The sequence below is a fragment of the Streptomyces sp. SID5469 genome (assembly GCF_009862865.1).
GTDB classification, from domain to species: Bacteria; Actinomycetota; Actinomycetes; order Streptomycetales; family Streptomycetaceae; genus Streptomyces; species Streptomyces avermitilis.
In genome coordinates this window covers 3666923-3689931 of record NZ_WWIN01000001.1, presented here as the reverse complement: position 1 = coordinate 3689931, position 23009 = coordinate 3666923, and the positions used below count along the sequence as shown (strand labels likewise).

At 64.1% G+C, this 23009-nt stretch carries 14 protein-coding genes, 4 pseudogenes and 2 riboswitches; of the genes and pseudogenes, 13 read left to right on the top strand and 5 right to left on the bottom strand.

Annotation, left to right across the window (positions count from 1 at the left end; all coding sequences use genetic code 11):
• Positions 1-133: 133 nt before the first annotated feature.
• Positions 134-349 carry a hypothetical protein gene (locus tag GTY58_RS15470; RefSeq protein ID WP_010984374.1) on the bottom strand — a complete coding sequence of 72 codons (216 nt, stop codon included), beginning with the start codon at positions 347-349 and terminating at the stop codon, positions 134-136.
• A gap of 59 nt (positions 350-408) precedes the next feature.
• Entirely contained in the window at positions 409-906 is a 498-nt protein-coding gene (locus tag GTY58_RS15465; protein ID WP_010984373.1) for a DUF3293 domain-containing protein, read from the bottom strand.
• Between the two features lie 45 nt (positions 907-951).
• Positions 952-1068, bottom strand: a riboswitch (SAM riboswitch).
• An 86-nt stretch (positions 1069-1154) separates the two neighbouring features.
• Positions 1155-1263, top strand: a riboswitch (SAM riboswitch).
• 533 nt (positions 1264-1796) lie between these two features.
• Here GTY58_RS15465 and GTY58_RS15455 point away from each other — a divergent pair.
• The 5 genes and pseudogenes from GTY58_RS15455 to GTY58_RS15435 all read left to right on the top strand — a co-directional run bounded on the left by GTY58_RS15455 (position 1797) and on the right by GTY58_RS15435 (position 6241).
• The gene (locus tag GTY58_RS15455) at positions 1797-2339 is read left to right on the top strand and encodes a DUF6882 domain-containing protein (protein WP_037648952.1); all 543 of its coding nucleotides are present in this window, start codon (positions 1797-1799) and stop codon (positions 2337-2339) included.
• 746 nt (positions 2340-3085) lie between these two features.
• Positions 3086-3739: pseudogene (snpA, locus tag GTY58_RS15450) on the top strand (snapalysin); the annotation flags it as partial.
• Between the two features lie 329 nt (positions 3740-4068).
• Positions 4069-4773: pseudogene (locus GTY58_RS15445) on the top strand (replication initiator); the annotation flags it as partial.
• Positions 4774-4784: 11 nt separating this feature from the next.
• Positions 4785-4954 (top strand): annotated as a pseudogene (locus GTY58_RS15440) (helix-turn-helix domain-containing protein).
• Positions 4951-6241: pseudogene (locus GTY58_RS15435) on the top strand (site-specific integrase). The pseudogenes GTY58_RS15440 and GTY58_RS15435 overlap by 4 nt, the downstream one beginning before the upstream one ends.
• A 38-nt stretch (positions 6242-6279) precedes the next feature.
• Here the strand turns inward: GTY58_RS15435 and GTY58_RS15430 are convergent.
• A complete protein-coding gene (locus GTY58_RS15430) occupies positions 6280-6654 on the bottom strand; it encodes a hypothetical protein (protein WP_137865238.1) in 375 nt (124 codons plus the stop codon).
• 899 nt (positions 6655-7553) lie between these two features.
• A complete protein-coding gene (locus GTY58_RS15425; RefSeq protein ID WP_137865239.1) occupies positions 7554-7979 on the bottom strand; it encodes a hypothetical protein in 426 nt (141 codons plus the stop codon).
• A gap of 786 nt (positions 7980-8765) precedes the next feature.
• Between GTY58_RS15425 and GTY58_RS15420 the strand changes: the two genes are divergently transcribed.
• Together GTY58_RS15420 and GTY58_RS15415 are read left to right on the top strand one after the other, a co-directional pair.
• On the top strand, positions 8766-9512 hold the full coding sequence (locus tag GTY58_RS15420) for a DUF6308 family protein (protein WP_137865240.1): 747 nt from the start codon (positions 8766-8768) through the stop codon (positions 9510-9512).
• Between the two features lie 15 nt (positions 9513-9527).
• Positions 9528-10964, top strand: coding sequence for a DNA phosphorothioation-associated putative methyltransferase (locus GTY58_RS15415; protein WP_010984366.1), 1437 nt, complete (start codon positions 9528-9530; stop codon positions 10962-10964).
• 5 nt (positions 10965-10969) lie between these two features.
• On the opposite strand, the gene dndA is transcribed toward GTY58_RS15415, so the two are convergent.
• Positions 10970-12124: a cysteine desulfurase DndA gene (gene dndA, locus GTY58_RS15410; RefSeq protein ID WP_010984365.1), complete on the bottom strand. Its 1155-nt coding sequence runs from the start codon at positions 12122-12124 to the stop codon at positions 10970-10972.
• A gap of 244 nt (positions 12125-12368) precedes the next feature.
• Between dndA and dndB the strand changes: the two genes are divergently transcribed.
• The 6 genes from dndB (at position 12369) to GTY58_RS15380 (ending at position 23009) form a co-directional block, all read left to right on the top strand.
• The gene (gene dndB / locus GTY58_RS15405; protein ID WP_010984364.1) at positions 12369-13508 is read left to right on the top strand and encodes a DNA sulfur modification protein DndB; all 1140 of its coding nucleotides are present in this window, start codon (positions 12369-12371) and stop codon (positions 13506-13508) included.
• Positions 13505-15082: a DNA phosphorothioation system sulfurtransferase DndC gene (gene dndC / locus GTY58_RS15400; RefSeq protein WP_010984363.1), complete on the top strand. Its 1578-nt coding sequence runs from the start codon at positions 13505-13507 to the stop codon at positions 15080-15082. Before dndB ends, dndC begins: the two co-directional genes overlap by 4 nt.
• The gene (gene dndD / locus GTY58_RS15395; RefSeq protein WP_010984362.1) at positions 15069-17096 is read left to right on the top strand and encodes a DNA sulfur modification protein DndD; all 2028 of its coding nucleotides are present in this window, start codon (positions 15069-15071) and stop codon (positions 17094-17096) included. Before dndC ends, dndD begins: the two co-directional genes overlap by 14 nt.
• The gene (gene dndE / locus GTY58_RS15390; RefSeq protein WP_037648948.1) at positions 17086-17466 is read left to right on the top strand and encodes a DNA sulfur modification protein DndE; all 381 of its coding nucleotides are present in this window, start codon (positions 17086-17088) and stop codon (positions 17464-17466) included. The genes dndD and dndE overlap by 11 nt, the downstream gene beginning before the upstream one ends.
• A 1509-nt stretch (positions 17467-18975) precedes the next feature.
• Positions 18976-20865, top strand: coding sequence for a histone-like nucleoid-structuring protein Lsr2 (locus GTY58_RS39620; protein WP_197586468.1), 1890 nt, complete (start codon positions 18976-18978; stop codon positions 20863-20865).
• On the top strand, positions 20865-23009 hold the full coding sequence (locus GTY58_RS15380) for a DNA phosphorothioation system restriction enzyme (protein ID WP_010984360.1): 2145 nt from the start codon (positions 20865-20867) through the stop codon (positions 23007-23009). The genes GTY58_RS39620 and GTY58_RS15380 overlap by 1 nt, the downstream gene beginning before the upstream one ends.

The window sequence follows — 23009 nt, the reverse complement described above, 5'->3', positions numbered from 1 at the left end:
CCGTCCAGGCCCACACGCCTTCTCATCCTCCCGGGCCCGTCCGCTCCCGGCACGCCACCCCACCGGTCCGCTGCTGGCTCGGCGACATCGTGAACTCGGCTGTCACGTCACTCACTTCCGCCGAGCCCGGAGTTCAGCGTGGTCCCGTGCCATCCACATAGGGGCGGGCCCGGCGGCGCAGCGGGGACGTCTTGTCCCACACGTGCCAGCGCGCTCCGCACAGCGGGTCCGTCTCGTACGTCACCTCCGCCGGGAAGCCGTCGGCCTTGACCCGCTCGGCCGGTGGGCCGACGAGGGTTCTGCCGCAGCGCGGGCAACGGGCCGGGGTCGGCATGGGATGCATGCCCATCGGGACCTCCTCCTTGCGTGCTGACTCCTTGCGTACTGAAAGACGCGGCCTTGAGTCCGTCAGGTGAGGCAGGACCCCGGGTCCCTGGGCTGCTGCGTGGACATGGTCCACCCGGACACGGCTGTCTCATCGCTGGAGCACGACAGCAGACGCCAGGCGTCAGGGGTCCAGGCGAAGACCGCGTCCTGGCCGAAGTGCCGGCCCAGTTCACGCGCCTCGGCGTCGCTCAGGCCGACGAGGGCGGCGCTCTCCTCGACGTGCGCACCGCACACGGTGCCTCCTGCCGCGGGCCACCAGGCGAGCCGACGCCGGCCGATCTCCTCGAACAGCAGCGCCTGGGCACGGCCGTTGTCCTCGGCAGAGGCCGTACGGCCATAGGGATTGCATGCGGTGATCACATGGATGGTGCGCCCGGCCGGTTCTGGGAAGTGGCCTTCGGCTGTACCCTGCGGGCCCGGCACGACCCTCACCGTGCGGTCGGCGAGTCGGATGTCCACGACTGCCTGCTGGTAGCCCGCCCAGTTCCGGGGCGTGGCTGATGCGCGGGTGTTGTCCATGGGGTCTCCTGAGAATCGGGGACCCCCTTACGCGTCGTGCAGGGAGATCCGCGCTTACCCCCAACTGGACAGTGGGGGCCCGGTCTTCCCTGGAAGGCACCTTGCGCGGTGTGCGAGGTTGCCAGCCGATGATCGTCCAGGGGCGCGATCGGCTTCGTGACCAAGCGGGAGGCTTTCACAGTTTCGGGCTCGAATCCAGAGGCGGGAGCACCTTGTGAAGATCCGTGACGGGTGTTAATTTCACGCCCGGTCACGAGTTCCAGCGTCAAGCCCCGGCTTGCTGGACGGCATCCCGCCCGCTACGGGTGCCCCGGGTGACGACCGGCCCCGTGCGCGGTGCACGGGGAACCGCGGATCACCGGGGTGTGGCACTACCGGGGTCCACCGACTCCGGAAGGCCGTCCGCCCATGCCCGCGTCCGACGCGATCCCCGCCCTGCCACAGCACATCGGCTCCGCCCTCCCCACGCAGCCCGAAGCTGCCGAGCCGGGTGCCGACCTGCCAACGATCTCGGCCCGTCCGGAAGCGTTTTACCCCCACCCCTCGCCGCTCGCCCCCGTCGTCCAACGGGAGCCCGGCCCGGTGCCCGCGGAACACGAGCACGCGGCCGACCGGCAAGACACCTCGACGTGTGCCAGTACGCCGGGCAACTGCTGGGGGCATGACGGCGGCGAGGACAAGGAGCAGTACGCGAAGGTGGAGAACCACGACGGGGTCTGTGTCCTGTCAGTCGTGGACGACTTCACCGAAGGGATGGTGCCGGAGCCGTGTGGACGATCACGTAATGCCCCGGCCGTGTGGTCACGTAATTCCCCACCCTGTCGGTGGCGAGGTGTCAGGTGTGAGGGGTCATCGTCGACTGGTCAGTGGCCTCTGGCAGACTCCGCGGCATGGGAATGTTCAAGCGGGCCAATGAGGCGGAGAGTGCTGATCAGGCCGGGGAGCGAGCCGACTTGAGCCTCCTGCTGCTGCAGGGCGAAGACATGATCGAACAGTTGGGTCGTGCCCACATGTCCTGGGGGCTGGGTTCAGCGGACCGCTGGGATCTGGATCAGACGACCGGCATCATCACCTGGACCTTCCCTGACAAGACGGCGGCAGCACCCGCGCAGATCCTCGGCAGTTTCAGCCCCGGCTCGGGCTCGTGGCTGTGGGCCTGGGCCAACAAGAGCATCCTCCCCGACATGAGCCGTGACGCCCGCAGCTTCCGGGACTGGGCAGACGACAACGGGCATCCCGCTCTCGCCCAGCCGAAGATCGAGGCCGATGAGAAGGCCGCTGCGACGCTTGTGGCCTTGGCTGTTCGGGTCACCAAGGCGACCGGCTATTACCGGGGCCCGGGAGGCAACTCCGCCGTGATCATCACGTTCGGTCCGGTCACTCTGACCGCCGCTGACGGCAGCGTCTCCAACTTCAACATCAATATCGACTAGCGCCGGAGAGCTGGGCGGAGCTCGACGCCTGGGCCTCAGTGCTCAGGCGCCGAGCGGAAGCCTCCTGCGGTCAGCTGTCCTTCGCGGTCGCCGTTCCATTCTTGTCGGTGGGGTTCCTGGGACGCTTGCTGAGTGCGGCGGACGCGCTGCTGGAGGCGGGCGAGGAACCGACCGACCTCTTCCTGCGCCGCTCGCCGTGCCGCACGGCGGGCCCGGCTTCCATCCTGATCAGGACTGAGCGGTGGCGGCTCAGCGGAGAGGGGCTCTGCCCTGCGCCGAGAGTGACGTCTGGGGAGGGCGACTCGGTGCCAGTGGGGCGCAAAAGAAGCGGAAGCCCATTATTTCGTGACGTCAGTCACAACGCTCTGCCAATCAACCGGTGCACTTAGTAGATACGGCATGGCGTACATCTGAGTATTTGTCCGTCTTGGCCTGGATGTGGATCCTGCGGCGTGTGTCGGAATTCCGCCCGGCCGACAGGCACGCCCATTGCCCCGCGCTGTAAGGCTTCTGACGCCGCGACATCTTTTCCTCCTGTCGCTGTGTGGGGACCGGAGGCCCGCGCACGGCCTTGGCGAGGTCCTGAGATCTACGAAGCGACGTAGTGGTGGGACCCATTGCGTGCCCTGTCGGGCCGTTCTAAGAATGTCGACCCACAGGACGTCGCTGCAGTTCGGAACCGGTGTTCACCGAGTCGACCGCGCGCTGTGGCGCTCGGCGTCACCGAGTGAGTAGGAGCCCCCCACATGAAGTCGTCCCGAACGTCCCCGAGATTCCTCGCCCTCGCTCTCGGCCTGGGTCTGGCCTCCAGCGCATTGGCCGTGGCGGTGCCGGCGAGCGCCCAGACGGTTGCCACCCCCTCCGACTCCGCCGATACCTCCGTGGCGGGGTACGACGGGTCGGCTGAGGAGGCCGCGAACAACAAGGCGTTCTTCGAGGCTGTGCTCAAGTCGGTCGCTGAGAAGCGCGCCGCCCAGCCCAGCGGGCAGGCGGTGACCCTCCACTACGACGCCTCCAAGGCGCCGAGCTTCCGTTCGCAGATAGCGAGCGCGGCCGCGACCTGGAACAGCTCCGAGTCCAACGTCAAGCTCGAGGAGGCTTCGAGCGGGGCCGACTTCTCCTACTACGAGGGCAACGACCCTCGCGGGTCCCACGCCTCCACCGACGGCCACGGAAGCGGCCAGATCTTCCTCGACTACACCCAGGCCCAGCAGAACGACTCGATCCGCGTCGTCACCCACGAGACCGGGCACGTGTTGGGCCTGCCGGACAACTACAGCGGGCCGTGCAGTGAGCTGATGTCGGGCGGCGGCCCCGGCCCGTCCTGCACCAACCGCTACCCGAACGCCACCGAGCGCGCGCGTGTCGACGAGCTGTGGGCCGGCGGAGGCGCGCAGGCCCCGGGCACGGGGAGCCAGCCCGCTGGCGGCCCGAGTGCTGCACCGTCGGCACCGTCGGCACCGTCGGTGGCTCCGGGTACGGGGAACCAGCCTGCTGGCGGCCCGAGTGCTGCACTGCCGGTACGGCCCGTGGGGCCGGGTCAGGGTCCGTGGCGTCCGCACCTCCGTACGCTCTGGAATTGATTGCGTTCCCACTCATCGCGCGCCCAGGCGTGAGGGCGGGTGGGAACTCACTAGTCGATCTTGGTGATCGCCTGGCGAGGATCGTCTAGGTCAGACGTCAAGCATCACCCGACGCCAACCCGTCAACCATCAACTGAGATTCGACACACGCCGTGATCCGCCTCGACGGCCCCGACGATCCGCCCCCGTCCTGGGCCAACGTCGGCCTCCTCACCGACGCGATCCGCGCCGCCGCCCTGCACCGCTACACCACGGTGTCAGTGCCCGCCGCGGGCGACGAGCCGGCCCGCACCTTCCAGTGGGGCACACAGCTCGACATCCGGCCCGTGAAGGCATTCAACGACGGCACGGACATCACCGAACAGGCCGTTGCCTCCTACGTCACCAAGTACGCCACCAAAGCCGCCGAAACGACCGGCACCCTCGACCGCCCCATCGGCAACCGCGAAGCCGCCGTTCTGCTCGGCGTCCCCGACCACGCCCGCCGGCTCATCGACGCATGCTTCGACCTCGAACCCCTCTACCCCGACCGACGGTTACGCGCCTGGGCCCACATGCTGGGCTTCCGCGGACACTTCTCCTCCAAATCTCGCCACTACTCCACCACCCTCGGCACCCTCCGCCGGACCCGCGCCGACTATCGCGCCGCCCAAGGGCGCCAGGACCGCGGCCTCGAGGACACCGAGCCGGACACCGTGCTCGTCCTCGCCTCCTGGCAGTACGCCGGCCACGGCCACACCCCCGGAGAATCCGCCCTCGCCGCGACGATCGCCCGAGACCTCCAACTCAACCGCGAGACCGCACGTGAAGCCCTGTCCGACCAACTAGCCCTGGAAGGAGCGCACCTGTGAGGGATGAACTGATGACGGTCCCAGACATCCTGAGTGAGTTGAAAAAGTGTCACGGCGCACCTTCTACCGCTGGCGGGAGCTGGGCCAAGCGCCGAAAGCCCTGAAGCTCCCCAACGGTGAGCTGCGGGTGTGGCGAAGCGACTTCACCGCGTGGCTCCGTGAGCGGGAGGAAGCCGCGTGAAGTCCCTGGACGTCAAGATCTGGGGGGTTCGCAAGCGCCCTTCGAAGCGGCCCTCATACGACGTGCGTTGGTCGGTTGCGGAGAGGGTCTTCTCCGAGACGTTCCGAACCAAGGCTCTGGCAGATCATTACCGCACCAAGCTCATGCGCGCCGCGCGTGATGGTGATGAATTCGACGATGTCACCGGGCTTCCGGACTCGATGGCCGAGACAAGAGCCGAACTGAGCTGGTACGCCTTCACGCTGAAGTACCTGGCAATGAAATGGACGGCCGAGCGCTCCGCTGATCCGGCAAACCCTGCGCAACTGGGCTTTCGTGCTGCCTGGACCGGGTGAGCGGGAGGTGCCTACGGAGATCGAGGACACCTTGCATTGGATCGCCAAGGCGTCGCGCCCGTTGAATGATCTGGCTGACCCTGTGACGGCACGGGAGGTACTCGACTCGTTCAAGATCCATCTCGACGGGAAGGCTGCTGCGGCCGAGACCGTGCGCCGAAAGCGGTACAGCTTCGTCAACGCCCTGCATTACGCCGTTGACCTAGGCGAATTCAAGGAAAATCCCCTGATCGCCGTGCGCTGGCAGAAGCCCAAGGTTTCCAGTGAAGTAGACCCGCGCTTGGTGGTGAATCCGCAGCAGGCCGTTTCGCTACTCCACGCCGTGTCCTACGTGGGCGGTTACCGAAGGGCCCGCGGTCGTCGACTGGTCGGGCTCTTTGCCTGCATGTACTTCGCCGGCCTGCGGCCTGCCGAGGATATCGGCCTCTCCGAAGCTGACCTGACACTGCCGGAACACGGCTGGGGCACTGTGCTCCTGCACCGCACGCGTCCGAGCGTCGGCAAGCAGTGGACGGATTCGGGGGAGAGCCACGACGACCGAGGGCTGAAGAACCGGCCGGCCGAAGACATGCGCCCCGTGCCGATCCCGCCCCAACTTGTGTCGATGCTCCTTGAACCCCTCGACACCTTCGGGACCGCTTCAGACGGGCGCCTGTTCTATAGCGAGGGCGGAGGAGTAGTTGCCTCCTCGACCTACTCGCGAGCCTGGCAGGAAGCCCGCACGCTGGCGCTCCCGTCGGCCGCGGTGGCTTCGCCGTTGGCGCGTCGGCCGTACGACCTTCGCCACTCAGCCCTGTCGACCTGGCTCAACGCCGGGGTCGACCCGACCGAGGTCGCCGAACGGGCGGGCAACAGTGTCGAGGTCCTGTTGGGCCGCTACGCCAAGTGCATTGACGGGCGGCAGGAGATCGCCAACCGGAAGATCGAGGAGTTGTTGCGCGAGTATGAGTGAGGCCGGGCGGTGTGCCTTGTCGCTTGCCCGCGTCCCTGTCAGGCTTCTGAGCGCGCTTTCAGGGCCTGGCGGAAGTCGAGGTACGAGAGCGCTATGACCAGAAGCGGAACAATGATCCATAGCAGGGCGTGGCGCAGCCAGCCTTCGGTCAGGGCAGCGACGAGAACCACTGCGACGGCGCTTCCGACGAAGCCGAAGAACTGCCGGTAGGAGCGGAAGCCGCCGACCATGGCCGCGTGGCTTGCGGCAGGATCGTCTTCTTCGGCGAACGCGGTACGCATGGGGTGGCTGTCGCCCTCGCGCCTGGCTCGCTGCCAGGCGAAGAACCAGCGTCCGAGCACGTAGAGGACGAACGTTCCCAGGAAGATCCACCACTCGGTGGCATTGTCGGGCAGTGAGCGCGCCAGTGTCATGAGCACCGCATTCCCCGGGCTTGGGGGAGTAGACGGTTCCGTGTCGCGGTGACGCCTCCCTGGACCAACCCGGTCTCCCCTCCCCGTCGAGCTGTGCCGACCTGGTGCAGACACATCGCACACCGAGGCGGAGACGAACTCTTTTGCGCCCGCCTGAACCTCAGCCGACGAAAGTCAGCCACGATGGTGGGTGCGCCGACCGACCAGGCGCGTGTGTGCCTCGCCGCACCCCCACCGGTCTCAGCCACGCTGCTGACGCCGTCGATCAGAGCAAGGAGCGACGGCAGAAGCGCGGTGACGAAGCTTTAGCGCGGCGACTTCTTCGTCCCGAAGCAACTTGGGCGAGCGAGGGAGTGTCCTTCACCTGCGCTGGCGGTCCGCAAACGTCCGCGCTCTCGGCCGTTGTCACGCAGTTGGACACTCACCCGGGGCGGATCCCGATGCGCGGGCTCAACCGACCTCAGCTAAGTTCTCCGGGCTTTGGCATGGCCGTACCAGTGTCGTAGATCCACTTGGGTGACCTGCGGCTACCGGTCCTACGACTGTCGTTAGTAGGCGTCACCGGTCGCCACTGAGCGGCCGCGGACGGCCTACCGACGGCCCAGCAGTGATCACCTGTGGACTTCCAGCTACTCGTCTCCTGACCTAGTGGTTGTGGGCGTGCCAGAGGACCTCACCACGGACGAAAGCGCCCGGCTCAGGAGTCCACCTGTGCGGCATGGCTGTGATCTCCGCAACAGCGTCGAGGTCCTCCTCAGCCGGTACGCCGAGTGCATCGACGGACGACAGGAAATCGCCAACCGTAAGATTGAGGAGCTATTGCGTCAATACGACTGAAGCCGCAGCATGAGGCAGCGAACCCCTGATGAGTTCAGGGTTCGCTGCCTCATGCTGCGGCTTCACCAGTCTGCTTCGTCCATGTGTCCGCAGGTTAGGCATCTGTTCCCGTTCCACGGACCGTAAGATGAGCAGAAGGGGCATTGCCAACTGATGTGTTTACCCGTCACCCCTCCCGTCTTCCCGTCCGCCACAAAAGCTACCTCCGCGGAGAGTGGGGTAACCAGATCCCAGCGCTCGGGATCGTACAGGCCGGATAGTGCCGGGTGCATCCGTGTCAGCAGGGACTCGGAAGCCTCCTTGAGTTTCCCTTGAATGAAATCGGCGGCGGCTTTTAGCTGCTCGATGTCATCTGATGCCATAATCATCGCAAGCGCTTTTTCCGTGTCGCGCTTCTTGGCGAATGCGGCGGCCTTTTTGCGCACCTTCGGGGCCAACTCCTGCGCCTTGCGTAGCAACTCTGTGATGGCTGGGGCCAGTGTAGGCACCCTTCGGCCTTTCCCTGAGTTGCAGGGACGGCAACTTGGAGCGAGGTTTTCGATCGAGTAGAGATCGTAAGTCGCTGGGAGGCCGTGCCTTTCGAGTGCCTCGCGTCGCTTCGCTTCGTTTGCGCGTGAAGCCAGGTGTTTAGGGATGGGGTGCTCTACTTCGTATTCAGACCAGAAAACAGGAAGGTTGCACCAAACGCACCTTTCGCCCCAAAGGGTATAGAGCGCCCATCTCTCCGCATGGCTAATCTCATATGGCACGCCGGGAGGATACTGGACGATCTATCTGTGTGACACCGTTGCTGGGCGCCGCGACCTGGTTGCCATGCTTCGCTGCCGGCGTCCGGGAGGAGTTGCGGGGGCTGCATTTGCAGCGCGCCATTGTGCGGTATTACCCGGTATCAGAGCCGCGCTCGGTGCCTCTCGTCTGCTGACCTGGGCGGACGCCCCTAGGCCCTGTCCACAAATAGTCCACAGGGGCCGTCATAGGGCCGCTCGGCGACGCATACGCCTGCATATACGCGAAGACCCCGGCCTCAGCGTTTCCGCTGGTGACGGGTCCTTGGGCACCTAATTCAAGGTGCCCCCGGCAGGATTCGAACCTGCGTACACGGCTGCGGAGGGGGCTTGACTGCCAGGCGTCATCGCAGGTCGCAGCCCTACGGAAGGCTGTTAGGCGAGTACGGGTCCACGTATGGTCCACAGCTCGTAGCATGCGCACGAATATTGCTCTGTTCAGAGCGGCTGCGTTGCGGTGCGAATCGGTGAGGCCGCGGGGAGGATTACGTGAGCACCATCGGAACACTGCGTGGTTGCGCGGAGAAGCACCTGCGGACCTACGCAGATCCTCGAGGTCCCCGAGCCTTCCGTACGTATGACTGGCAGGGCGATCCGGAACGACTGAGCCCGTTGGACTGCTTGGCGCCGTCTCTGCTGAGCGTTCGTATCGGCTACAGGCAGGTGGTTCCGTTGTTCCGCCCCGACGGCCCGGGGGCTGAAGTTCTACACGCCATGGAGGCGGTGCTTGCGAATCAGGCGTGTGCGACAGCGGATTTCTTGGACGTGACGCTGGATCCGTCGACGGGACCCTGGTCTCTGGTCGATCGAGCATTGGTTGCTACAGGTGAAGCCGGCGGTACAGGGTTGCCCGATCTCAAGGCCGTTGCCGTCACAAAAATCCTCCACCGTAAGCGACCTAATCTTGTGCCGATTTTCGACAGGAATATTTACCAGTTCTACCTGGGAGAAAAGCCAATTTCCGGCGCTTATAAGGACACCCCTCGTCGCTTATGGCCGCTCCTGCAAGCAGATCTGCGCCGTCAGAAGCAATGGGTCCAAGACCTCATCGCCCCCGTCCGTACGCCTGACGACAGACCGCTCAGCCTTCTTCGAGCGGCAGACATCATTATCTGGGAGCACACTGCCAGCGAAGCGACGCCTGATGGTGCTCTGCTGAGACTGGGGGCACGTTCGCCGTTGCGTGGGTGTACCCGGCGGGCGTCTTCTACCCTGCTGAATGGTGTCGTTACCTAGACGCAGGTGTCTGAGATGCAGCAAATCTGGGGTAGTGAGCGTCGCCGGACAGCGATCGGGCGGATGGCCTTGTCGGTGCCCGCGCGTCAGGCTTTGGCGGATCGCCAGTTGGTGGCTGAGCGGACGATCCTCGACTACGGCTGTGGCCGTGGCGACGACGTCAGAGCTTTGCAGCAACTGGACTGCCAGGTGGTGGGTTGGGATCCGTACTACCGCACCGATACGCAACTAGTCGCCACCGATGTGGTGCTGCTGACCTACGTGTTGAACGTGATCGAGGATCCGGCGGAGCGTCGGCAGACCTTGAAGCAGGCGTGGGAGCTGACCTCGACGCTGCTGGTTGTCTCAGCGCGCCTGACATGGGAGAAGTCGAAAGTTCACGGTGAGGGGTTCGGTGACGGGCTGCTGACGAGCCGGCAGACGTTCCAGCATCTGTATGCCACGAGTGAGCTGCGGGAGTACGTGGAGCAAGTGACCGGCGCGCGAGTGGTGGCGGCTGCGCCCGGGGTAATCTACGCGTTCCGGGACGAGGGTGCCCGGCTGAGCTATCTGGCACAGCGTGTGATCCCGGATGCCGCGTGGCTTGCTTCCGAGGACACTGCCTCGGCGGTGAGTGCGGTGGTGGACTTCTTCGAACGTCGGGGACGTGCGCCCCGTATTGAGGAGATGCCGCGGACCGTTGCAGAGCTGTTGGCTCATCTGCGGCCAGGCGAGGTCAAGCGCCTGCTGAGGGACGGTGCTGATGCTGAGCGGGCTGATGCGGGGGCTAAGCGATCGACGCTGAACACCTTGCTCTATTTGGCGGTGGAACTGTTCAACGGTCGGGGGCCGTTCGCGAGTCTGCCGGTGGGCTTGCAGCAGGACGTGCGTACGTTCTTCAGTTCCTACAAAGAGGCGTGTCAACGCGCTGATCGGCTGTTGTTCAAGCTCCGCGACGACGGCTATGTACGCAATGCCATGAATGCGTCTGCTGCGGGTAAGATAACACCGACGGCTCTGTATGTGCATCGACGCGCGCTGGGGCGAATCCCGACGGTGTTGCGTTTGTACGAGCACTGCGCATCGATCGCTGCTGGTCGCCCGGAACAGTGGACGGTGGCAAAGCTCAAGCATCAGGGGAGGGCAGTGTCTTGGCTGGACTACCCAGACTTTGACAAAGACCCGCATCCACGGATCTGGTCCTCCTACATGGTGGACCTGCAGACGCTTCAGACGTCCCATCTCTCCTATGAGAACTCGGCCAACCGCCCCCTGCTCCACCGCAAGCATGAGTTTCTGGCACCGGATGATCCGGACGTGCCGCGATACCGCCGGTTGACCGAGTCTGAAATGCGGGCCGGGCTGTATAAACGGCCGCACCTGATTGGGACCGAGAACGGCTGGGAAGCCGAGCTCGTCAGATGCGGCCGGCAACTGCGCGGGCACCGCCTGGTGCGTCGCACGGAGACGTAGGCTGATCAGCCTTCCTGAGGCTGCATGCGGGCAATGGTTTCGGCAATGGGAAGAGGGTCGAAGTCCCTCGCTTGCGGAGGGAACCAGGAAAACCGCAGCCCATTGGCAGCCACGTCATCGGGAAGGCCCATAGCCTGGAGCACGTGGCTAGGGGTGTAGGAGGCGCTGGTGCACGCCGAACCTGTTGCAATGGCGACCTGATCCTTGAGTCGGACAATCAAGGCTTCAGCGTTGAGCTGGTCGAAGGAGACATTGAGGATGTGCGGCACGGTGTGAGCCTGATCTCCGTTGACCCGGAAGCGTGTCTTGCCGAGCGCTTCCAAGATCTGCTCACGCATCGCTCGTGCCTCGCGCTCCCAGTTATCCCGGCTCTCGTGGAAGATCCGCGCGGCCTCGTGGAGGCCCATGATCAGCGGGACCGGCAGAGTTCCGGGACGCAGCTTCCTCTCCTGGCCACCGCCGAACATGATCGGCTCCAGTGGAGCCTTATCCCAGCCGCGACGTCGTGTGATGAGCGCTCCGACCCCCTTCGGTGCGCCGATCTTGTGGCCGCTGATGCTGATCAGGTCGATTGGCGCGGTCAGATCGCCGGCGATCTTGCCGTATCCCTGGGCGGCGTCCACGTGGAGGTAGGTCGGCGTGGACCGCAGGCGCTCGGCTAGCTCGGCGACCGGCTGGATGACTCCGGTCTCGTTGTTGACGTGCATCAGAGACACCGCGAGTGTGTCGGGGCGCACGTGCTCCATGACCTGCTCGACAGTGATTCGGCCTGACGCACCCGGCTCAAGAACGTCCACGGTGAAGCCGCGGGTTTCCGCGAGGTGCAACAGGGGCTCGAGGACGGCCTTGTGTTCGATGGCGGAGGTGATGATGTGCTTCTTGCCGGTCCGCTCGCCATGTGGAGCGAGGCCGAGCAGGGCGATGTTGTTGGACTCCGTCGCCCCGCTGGTGAAGATCACTTCCTCGGTCTTCGCGCCTACGGTGTCCGCGAGATAGGAACGGGCTTGCTGGACAGCCTTCTTGGCGCGGGCGCCGTATTCATGGGTGCGGCTGCCGGCGTTGCCGAAGTCCTCTGTCATCCAGTGCAGGACGACCTCGGCTACCCGGGGATCCACCCGTGTCGTCGCCGCAACATCCAGATACGCCACCACGGCGCTCACCCGCCTCTTTGCACGCTTCCACTACACGACGTACGTCAAGCGATTAACGTACACGGTGGACTCTCGGTGCGCGAAGTTGACACAGGGACCGCTAGCGCCGCCCCTGGAGGGTTTCCTCCTGGATGTGTCTGGCTGATTCGGTTGTGCCACCCCTGTGTAGTACGTCATCCCGCGTACCAGGGTACGTTGAGATGGAAGTGACGTACGTTTCTCGGGACACGTACGTACACGCTAGAGTGCACGGGTGCAGACTGAAGCGGCGAGCAAGACTGCGGGGCGGGCTGCCACGCGAGCGTCAACGGGCTTTGAATACACCTTTCCTGCGATCCGTGGAGTGCAGGCGGGGCGGGAGTTCTATGCGTCGATGTGCCCGCTGCGGCTCATCCCGAAGATCTTCCTCTTCGACGAAGATGATCTTTCCGCTGAGCTGAGAGCCCAGCGGGTGCTTAATAAGGGACGCCTGCCGGCGCTCGCTCGCTACATTCTGGACAATCCCGACGATTACGTCTTCAGTGCCCTGACCGCGTCCGTGGACGGGGATATGGCCTTCGAATGTCAGGGCGCAGAGGGTTCTGCGCACCGCACGGGGCAGTTGCGCATCCCCATGGATGCCCGCTTCCTGATCAACGACGGACAGCATCGCCGCGCCGCCATCGAGCTCGCGCTGAAGGAGAAGCCTGACCTCGGGGACGAGACCATCGCTGTCGTCTTCTTCCATGACACTGGCCTCTCTCGCTCCCAGCAGATGTTCGCCGACCTCAACCGGCATGCCGTCCGCCCGGCGCGCTCCATCGGGGTCCTGTACGACCACCGGGACCTCAACGCTCAGATCACGCGCGCCCTCACGGAACGCTCAGCCATCTTCAAGGGCTTTGTTGAGATGGAGAAGAGCACGCTCTCCGCTCGCTCGCGCAAGCTGTTCACTCTTAGCGCCCTGTATTACGGCAACCAGTCCCTCCTTCAAGGCCTCGACCTCAAGCAGGACGAGGCGATCAAGCTGACGCAGTCGTTCTGGGAAGCCGTGGACACGGCGCTGCCGGAGTGGGCGATGGTCCGCGGTAAGCAGCTTTCCGCCCAGGAGATGCGTCGGGACTTCATCCACAGCCACGGCATCGCCCTGCATGCGCTGGGCCGCGTTGGAAACGCGCTGTTGCGGGAGTCGGTCAAGGAGGCTGCATGGAAGAGGCGGTTGGTTCCGCTGACGGATGTGGACTGGACCCGGGGCAACATCGACTGGGAGGGGCGTGCCATCGTCGGCGGCCGCGTTTCCAAAAGCCATCAAAACGTGACATTGACCGTTAATTACCTGCGTAAGCATCTGGGCCTGGAGTTGAGCCCGGAAGAGCGGCGCGTGGAAGACGCATATCTGCGAGGCGAGGCATGACCACCATCCCCCTCAACCTCGGGCTTACCCCCGTACGTCGCAAGCCGTTCGGTGGACGCTCCCTGGAGGAGGTCGTCAACGAACTGACGGAGGAGATCCGGGAGCTCTACACCGCCGACCAGGTGCCCTGGGTCATCGGCTACAGCGGGGGTAAGGATTCCACTGCTGTCCTGCAGCTGGTGTGGATGGCTCTCAAGGGCCTGCCTGCCGAGCAACGCACCAAGGCTGTGCATGTCATTAGCACCGACACGCTTGTGGAGAACCCGGTCGTTGCCGCCTGGGTGTCCGCCTCGCTGGGCACCATGCAGGATGCGGCGCAGGCGCAGGGTCTGCCGGTCGAGCCGCACCGCCTGACTCCGGAGATCAAGGACACCTTTTGGGTGAACTTGCTTGGCCGGGGCTATCCCGCCCCGCGCCCGAAGTTCCGCTGGTGCACCGAACGTCTGAAGATTAAGCCGTCGAACGCCTTCATCCGCAGTGTGGTCGCCGCTCACGGCGAGGCGATTATGGTCCTGGGTATCCGTAAAACGGAGAGCCAAGCCCGCGCCCGCGCCATGGAAAAGCACGAGAAGCGCCGCGTCCGCGACCGCCTCTCACCCAACGCAAACCTGCCCAACTCCCTCGTCTACAGCCCCGTTGAGGACTGGACCAACGACGACGTGTGGGAGTTCCTGATGCAAAAGCCCAATCCCTGGGGCTACACCAATCAGGACCTGCTCACTATGTATCAGGGCGCTTCCAGTGATGGCGAATGCCCGCTCGTGGTCGACTCCACTACTCCTTCCTGTGGCTCAAGCCGTTTCGGCTGCTGGACCTGCACCCTCGTCGATGAGGACAAGTCCATGTCCGCCATGATCCAGAACGACGAGGAAAAGGAGTGGATGACCCCTCTGTTGGAGCTACGTAATAAGCTCGACGCCCCATTTGATGAATGGAAAGAGGGCGAGGAAATTCCGGCTGGCCGCAAGGTTGGCGATCCTAAGCCTGACAAGCCGGCTCGCGACTTCCGTCGGATGAACGGCAAGGTCATGCTGTTCAAGGACGACGCCATCCACGGGCCTTATCTGCAGTCCTTCCGCGAAGAGTGGTTGAAGGACCTGCTGGACGCCCAGACTTGGATCCGTGCCCATGCTCCGGAGCACGTGCAGAACATCGAGCTGATCACGCTTGAGGAACTGCACGAGATCCGCCGGATCTGGGTGTTCGACAAGCACGAGGTCGAAGACAGCCTGCCGCGGATCTACCAGGAGGCCACCGGCGAGTCCTTCCCGGGTGGCCCGCTCGACGAGCAACTCGTCATGGGGTCCGACGAGATGGACGTCCTCAAGCAGGTCTGCGATGGCGACGACCTGCATTACAACATGGTCCGCGAGCTCCTCGCCGTTGAGCGGAAGTACCGCACCATGGCGCGCCGTTCAGGCCTCTTCCAGGCACTCGAGCAGGCTGTGCAGAAGGGCTACTACGAAGACCACGAAGACGCCGTGGAATTCGCCACCCGCAAACAGAAGTGGCGAGACGACATCGCCGAGAACCTGACCTTCGACGACGAAAACGAACTCGATGCTCCTGCGTAAGATCACCCTCGAAGAATTCGGGGCGTACCGCGGAAAGCAGTCTCTCGACCTTACCCCCAAGAAGAACAAGCCGATCATCCTGATCGGCGGGTTGAACGGGTGCGGCAAGACGACTCTGCTCGACGCCATCCAGCTGGTGCTTTACGGCAACCGGGCGCGCTGCAGCGGTCGTGGCACCAAGGCCTACGAGACGTACCTGCGGGAGAGCATCAACCGCAAGGCCGACCCCAGCCGCGGTTCTGCCATCACCCTCGAATTCACCGTCATGACCGGTGGGCACGAGCACTACTACCGTCTCGTCCGCAGCTGGCACATCAGCGGTAAGACCCTCAAAGAGTTCCTCAACGTCTACGTCGACGAGACCTATGGCGAGCGGGTGAAAGCGCAGCGCAGCGCGGAGCCGGAAGGCAAGTTCAACCGCCTCCTCAGTGAGGGCTGGGCAGACCACGTCGAGTCGCTGCTGCCGTTGGAGATCGCCTCCCTCGCCTTCTTCGACGGCGAGAAGATTGAGTCGCTGGCCAACCCCGAACGGGCGGCGTCCGTCATCGAGTCGGCCGTGCACTCCCTGCTGGGCGTCAGCACCGTCCAGCAGCTGCGCAACGATCTTCTGGCCCTCCAGCGGCGCCAGAAGCTGTCCGAGGAGGAACAGCATCTCCTGGACAACATCCGTGCCCAGGAAGCCGAACGCGAAGCGGTGGTGTCCCAGTACGACATCGCGCACCAGGAACTGGCCCACTCCCGCAGCGAACTCGGCAAGGCGCAGCGCAAGCTGGACAGCCTGGAGAAGGCGTTCGCTGACGAGGGTGGCGATCTGTTCACCCGGCGCGTCGAGCTGGAAAACGACAGGAAGCAGGCCCTCGTCCGCCTGGCCCAGGTGCGCACGGAGCTCACGCAACTTGCAGCAGGACCCCTGCCGTTGTTGATGGTCGCACCGCTTCTCGACGACGTCCGGCAGCAAGCCAGAATCGAGCAGGAAGCCCAGCAGTCCGCCCAGGTCCTCGAGGTCCTCGAAGAGCGCGATCGGTGGCTGCTGGAGTTGATGCCCGACGCCACCCGAGCCGAGGTCCTCAAGCGGCTGGACGACGACCGCGCCGAGCGCGCCGCCAAGACGCAGCTGGCGGTGGATCTGCGCCTGCCGCACGACGCGCTGGCCCAGCTCACCGTCCTCGACGAACTGCTCCAGCGGGATACCCAGCGCTCCGCGCAGCTGCTTCATAGCGCCGCTGAACTGGCCGAGCATCTGGACCAGCTGGATCGGCAGCTTGCCGGCGTTCCCGCACAGGACAAGGTCGAAGCCCTCCAGGCGGCCCGGGGCGAGCAGATCGTAGAGGTAACCCGCTGTGAGACGACTCGCGACCGTGCCACAGCCAAGCTTGAGGACCTCAAGCGGCGCCGTGAACACGTCACCACGCTGCTGGAGCGTGCGCACAAAGAGTTCGTCCGCACCAAGGTGAAGGCGGAAGAAGTCGAGCGGGTGATCAAGTACTCGGAGAAGGCCCGCGACACTCTCGAGCGTTTCGGCTCCGCGCTCCTTGAGCGGCACATCAGTCGGCTCGAAGTGGCCGTTCTGCAGAGCTTCAAGGTCCTCATGCGCAAGCAGGGTCTCGTGCGCGACCTGCGCATCGATACCGACAAGTTCATCCTCACCCTGGCTGACGCCGATGGCGAGGCCATCGATCCGGCGCGTCTGAGTGCGGGTGAGCGCCAGCTTCTGGCTGTCTCGCTGCTCTGGGGTTTGATGCGCGTCGCCGGCAACCGGCTGCCCAGCGTCATCGACACCCCTCTGGGCCGTCTCGACAGCCGTCACCGCGAGCACCTCGTCGACCGCTACTTCCCCAACGCCAGCGACCAGGTTCTCCTGCTGTCCACCGACGAGGAGATCGACGAGTATCTGCTGGGCCGCTTGGAGAAGTCCGTCGCCCACACCTACACGCTCGTCCACGACGACACCGAATTCACCACCGCCGTCGTCGAAGGCTACTGGTGGAGTGCAGGAGCCTCGCATGCCGGTTGACCACGTCCGTCTGTCTCAGCCGGCCAAGGATCGGCTGTCCTACCTCAAGCGCACCACCGGCGTCACTCAGTGGAACGTGCTGTGCCGCTGGGCGCTGCTGCTGTCGCTGAGGGACCCTTCCACCCCGCTGGTGAAGGACATCGTCACTGACTCCAACGTTGAGATGAGCTGGAGGACCTTCGCCGGCCAGTACGGCGACCTCTACCTGGCCCTGCTCAAGCAGCGCTGTGTCGCCATCGGTGAGGAGCCCAATGACGAGAACATCCAGCGCGTCCTGACCGTCCACGTGCACCGCGGCATCGGCTACCTCGGTGCCGACAAGCAGATGGCCACGGTCGAAGGAATGGTCGGCGCCGTCGTGCCCACCTGACGCTTTCACCCACCCCCCGCGCTTGCCGAGGGCGCACAATCGCCCCGCCCTGGCACGCCCCAAAGTCTGTCCTCAAAGAGAGGACAGACCCGTATCCCCCACGCTGTCGGGCATGCGACCCCTCGCATGCCCGACAGCTGCATGTCCGGCGAGCCGCACCTTCCTGGTGGCCTCCGCATCATCCTTCGCCCGGCGCAGTCACAGCAGGGAGAAGACGTTGCCCGACCCACGGACACGGCGCCGACGCCACCGGGACCGCCCTGCTTTGCCGTGAGCTTGCTCCAGCGGGCAGCTCATGCAGGCGGCGAAGCTGCCCGTGAATACCGGTTGCTTAGCCCCTTTTTCGGTCCCCGAGCGCGTCATCGGCTCCGTGCAGGCACCGAGGGGGCTGCACGCACATGGCGCTCCGTCCGTGTCACCTATTGGCCCACCGGGAGTCATCCATGCGACGGGATGGCGTCAGCCCCACATAGAGAACACGCCGGTATGCCACGTCTTGGAAGCCCAGGTCATTGAGGGTGATCCCCCAGCGGCGCCGTTCACATCCCGAGCGCCCGGTGCGCAGGAGGTCCCGGTTCAGCCTCTGGGGGGATGCTGTTGAACCGTGATACATCGAAGAGAAGACGCCCACCTGCACGTTCCGCTACGATGCCGGGCAGAAAGTGGACGCCCCCCACCGCCACGTTCCCCTTACCGAGACGCAAAGTACGGAGCAAAGCGTGACGTTGCCCGCGCTGGCTCGTCGCACCAGCGACGGTACGTCGCCTTCGGTGATTGGCACGAGCGAAAGGGCAGGGCTCAACTCTCCATGCTGCACCACACACCGGCGGATCGAGCCGCCGAGAGGGCGTGCGCGCCGCCTTCCATGCATCCCGTACCCGGCGATGACGGTGGCCCTGTAGGGGCGGCACAGGCCGGCCAGCAGGGCGCCCTCAGGTTGTGTGCTGCCTCGTGGGCGTGGTTTTGACCTCCGCCTGCGCTGTAGCAGCCCGGCTGCCCACGCCCAGCCACCCCGAACATGGCCGGCACATGCTAGCGCGGTGCGATAAGCACGGTCTACCGCCATCGCACTCGCGTCGTTGCCTCACAGTAGGCGACAACCCACCCCGCATACCAAGGCTAAGGGGAGCCGGACCCTGGCCCGTTGAGGAGCTCGGCGATGTAACGGACTATCGGGGCGGGGGGATTTACCGCATGCGAAGCCTAGGGGTGATCTCTTCCTGCGATGAAAATCGCGGGTTTATTGAAAATGAAGGTCGACTTGCCGGTCCGCTGATCTGCCGTCCGGGCGGATTTCGTATTCGGTATGGCAGTAAAGTAACCATGGTGGGAGCATAAGTGTCAGCATTTCCAGCGGAGTCGTCGCAGCATGTTGACACATGGATTGATGTTCTTCCGTGGGTCGAGTATCTCCGTGCGCCAGACCTTATCGACCTCCAGCGACTCGGGGGACCCGTCCATTGGTGGGGAAAGGAAAGTCCGGCGCAGACGTCGATGAGACGGGCTTCCATGGAAGAAGTCTTTGACCTGCTGGGCAGCATTCTGCTATCTAGCAGGAACCTCGTAGAAGAAGAGTGCAAAACACTATTTCCGACTTTGGATGCCTCCACTGTCATTGAAGACCTCGATCTGGGAAATAGGGGTGCTGCCGCAACATTGGCGGAGTCCGGAATTCTCGCGCTGGGCGATATGCGGAACATGACACCGCATGATCTCAATTTGCTCCTTCCCCTGACGCGGGATGAGGTAGCCGCCCTCCTGAGCGTTGTGATGCGTGCGGTCGCCCTGCCGAACGAGACCTCGCACGCCATGGCAGTAACACAGTGGTTCAGTGAGCTGAACAGCGAAGAGCAAAGCCTGCTGCTCCTGTATCGATGTGCCCCAGAACCTCAGGAATTGTCCACGCTGGCAACGCAGCAACGCATGCCGTTGGAGCGCTTGCAGGAACTCTGTGACGAGCTACCCCATCGCCTCGACGCCGCCATGGCAACATCCTCCGCTTTGCGGGCAGCTGTGGCAGATTTCGACCATGTCACCTATGCGCCGACACCTGTGGCACAGCTCCAGCAGCGCCGCCCGTGGCTTTTCAGCTGCTTGCTGGACAGCGATGTGAGTTTCGTGTCGCTGCTGTCCTTCTTGCGTCATGCCGAAGTGCAGGAACAATGGATATGCCGCCCTAATATGCTTGAGCAAGTGAAAAAAACGCTGCACATCCTTGATTTTGAAAAGGATGAGGTGATGGCGCTCTCCGTTGCGCGGAGAATATTGAGTCAGCAGGGATGGGTTGCGTCATACATCGATGCTTGGCTCGATTTTTGCGGAATTTCTTCCCGATCGGGTCAGCTGCACTTCAGTGGCATGTCCATCACCCCCAAGATGGGTGATCTTCTGCGGCAGGACGCCCAGTCGGTGACAACTGATCACCCGGCAGTTGCGAAGAATCTCGACGGTGCACCACAGCCGGGCATGCACGATCACGACGGGGAGTCGGAGTCGCCTACTTCGGCTAGCCGTACCCCAGCGCAGGCGGATGCCGTCACTATTCGAGCATGGGCACGCAGCAATGGTTTTGTCATAGCAGAGCGCGGACGTATTTCGCAGGTTGTTCAAGACGCCTATGCTGCGGCACTCGGCGACATGTTGCCTGCTGCCTCTTCGCGGGAGACGCCACCGCTGCCCCTCACCCGTACTGATCCCTCCCGTTCACTGGATAACGAGCTTGCCGAAGAGTTCGCGTTGCTCGCTGGTCTGATGAACCCCGATGAGCAGGGCGTGACATTTGGTTTTCTCTTGCGATTCGGAGAAGAACTTCCGCCGCAGGCACAGGCTATTGTCCACCGTATCCTGAACGCCACGCTGGGGGAAAACGGGTGGATCACGGATGCGGAAGAAGTCCCGCAGGCTAGCGATAGTGCCGCCCCTGCACAGAAAACGCTTAAGCAGCGTGCTTGGGTCGTGCTCCAGGAAGCGGACCATCCACTCTCGACCGGCGAACTCACCTCACGCATGGGCGACGCTGTAAATGAGCGATCCCTGAAGGCGCAACTTGCTGCTGACCTGCGCTTTACGCGCAGTGATATCGACTCCTGGGCGCTTTCCGAATGGCAATTGCGCCCTTACACCAGTGTGCGTGAACTGGTGGAAGAAGAAGTCGATAAGGCGGGCGGCAGCATAGAAAGTGACGAGCTCGTGAAGGCGCTGACACAAGCCTTCTCCATCAAAGAGTCCACCCTGCGACAGGTGGTCTCCTCCGCTCCCTTCACTGCTCGCGGGGGACGAGTGCAACGCCTCACCGACCTTGAGAGCAAGGGGGAACAACGCGACACGCATGGGGCCGACGAGCCCACCGATAAAACGGTGGGTGTTCAGCTTGCTCGGGATCTCGGATTGGACTTCTAGTGCACGCTCTTGAAGCTCTCCGGCACGCCGATCTCGGGGGAGAATACCGTAGCGATCGCGGCAACGTTGTCGATGAGTTCTACGTCCCGGCTCTGCGGGCATCAACCGCGTACGACCGTGCTGTCGGGTATTTCACGGCTTCTGTCCTGGCCGTCATTGGCGAGGGCATAGAAGAATTCACCCGGCGCGCCGGGACGATGCGCATCGTGGCCTCGCCCTATCTTCTCGCCGAAGACATCACCGAGATCGAAGCCGGCTACGAACTTCGCGCCGTCCTGGAGAAGGCTGCTCTACGCGACCTGGAGCGTGCGACGGAAGACGCCAGGGCGGTGCGCGGACTAGGCAAGCTCGGCGTGCTCATCGCCGAGGGGCGACTGGACGTGAAGCTCGCCTACGTCACGGCAGGCAGCCGGGTCGGCATGTATCACGAGAAGATCGGCGTCTTCCGCGACGACCACGACCTCGTCGCGTTCAAAGGCAGCGCGAATGAGACTCTGTCTGGCCTGGTTGGCAACTTCGAATCCATCGAGGTCTTCCGTAGCTGGGACGACCGAGACCGTGAACGGGCTTTGCGTATCAGCAAAGACTTCGATGACCTGTGGCATGACAGGACGCCACTGCTGCGTGTCATGCCCTTCACCGATGCCGCCAAGCAGATCATCGAGCGCAGCACCCGCGCTGCAGTCGACCCTAGCGACGACACAGCGATCCCCCCGTCCGGTGCGCCGATCACTATCGCGCGCGAAGACCTCGCCGGCATGTTGACCATCCCTCCGCTGTTGGAAGTGCGCGACTACCAAAAGCGAGCCGTCACCCAGTGGTTCGCGCAGCGAGGCCGCGGCATCCTGCGCATGGCGACCGGCACAGGCAAGACTCTCACCGCCCTGTCCGCGGCCGCGCAGGTGACCAAGATGCTCCACAAGGTCGGCGAACCACTGCTCACCGTCGTGATCGCCCCCTACCAGCACCTGGTCGACCAGTGGGCGAAAGACATCGAGTGGTTCGGCGTGCACCCCCTGCGCGCCTACGAGTCGACCGCCGCATGGTTCCCCCACGCCTCCCAACTGCTGGATGCGCTAGCGCTGCATACCACCCGCGGCGGCGTCATCATCACCACGAACAAAACCTTCGGCGAGACCGCTTTCCAAAGCATCCTTCAGCGCTATCGCGGCCAGCTCCTCCTCATCGCCGACGAGGCACACAACCTCGGCGCCCGGCACATCCGCTCCAAGCTGCCTGACAGCGCGCAGTTTCGCCTCGGGCTGTCAGCCACCCCGGAACGCTGGTTTGACGACGAAGGCACCGCCGCACTCACCGACTACTTCGGCCCGGTGGTGTTCGAGCTCGGACTCGGCGACGCCATCAAAGCCGGCGCACTGTGCCGCTACACCTATAAGCCCGTGATCGTGGAACTGAATGCCGACGAGACCGACCTCTACATAGAGATCACCGAAAAGATCGGCAAGCTGTTCGCGATGCAGCAGTTCTCCGAACAAGCCGACGACAACAGCCCTCTGGGCCACCTGCTGCGCAAACGGGCCAACCTGCTCGGTCATGCCCGCGCCAAACTTCCCGCGCTGCGACGGGAGATCAGCCAACGCAGGGAGGAGTGGTATCAGCTGCTGTACTGCGCAGAGGGACAGCACCCCTTGTCCTACGAAGACGGTGCCGCGGCAGAGCCAGCGCAGATCGATCAAGTACTGGATCTCGTCGGCAATCACTTGCACATGCCCGCCGCTCGCTACACCGCCGAGACCAAACGGCCCGAGCGTCGCCAGGTCTTGCAGCGGTTCACCGACCGCAAGCTGCAAGTCATCGCCTCCATGCGCTGCCTGGACGAAGGTGTCGACGTGCCCGCCGCCCGCACCGCATACCTGCTGGCCAGTTCCTCCAACCCCCGGCAGTTCATTCAACGCCGCGGCCGAGTGCTGCGACAGGCACCGGGCAAGACCATGGCCGACATCGTCGACTTCATCGTGGTGCCCCCGACCAACATGCCCGACCTGCAGGACCGCACCGAACGCAGCATGGTGGCCCGCGAGCTGGCCCGCGTGACGGAGTTCGCACAACTGGCGGACAACGAAGCCGAGACCCTCGACCTCCTTCGTCCGCTGCGCCTGCGATATGGCCTGCTCGACACTTGA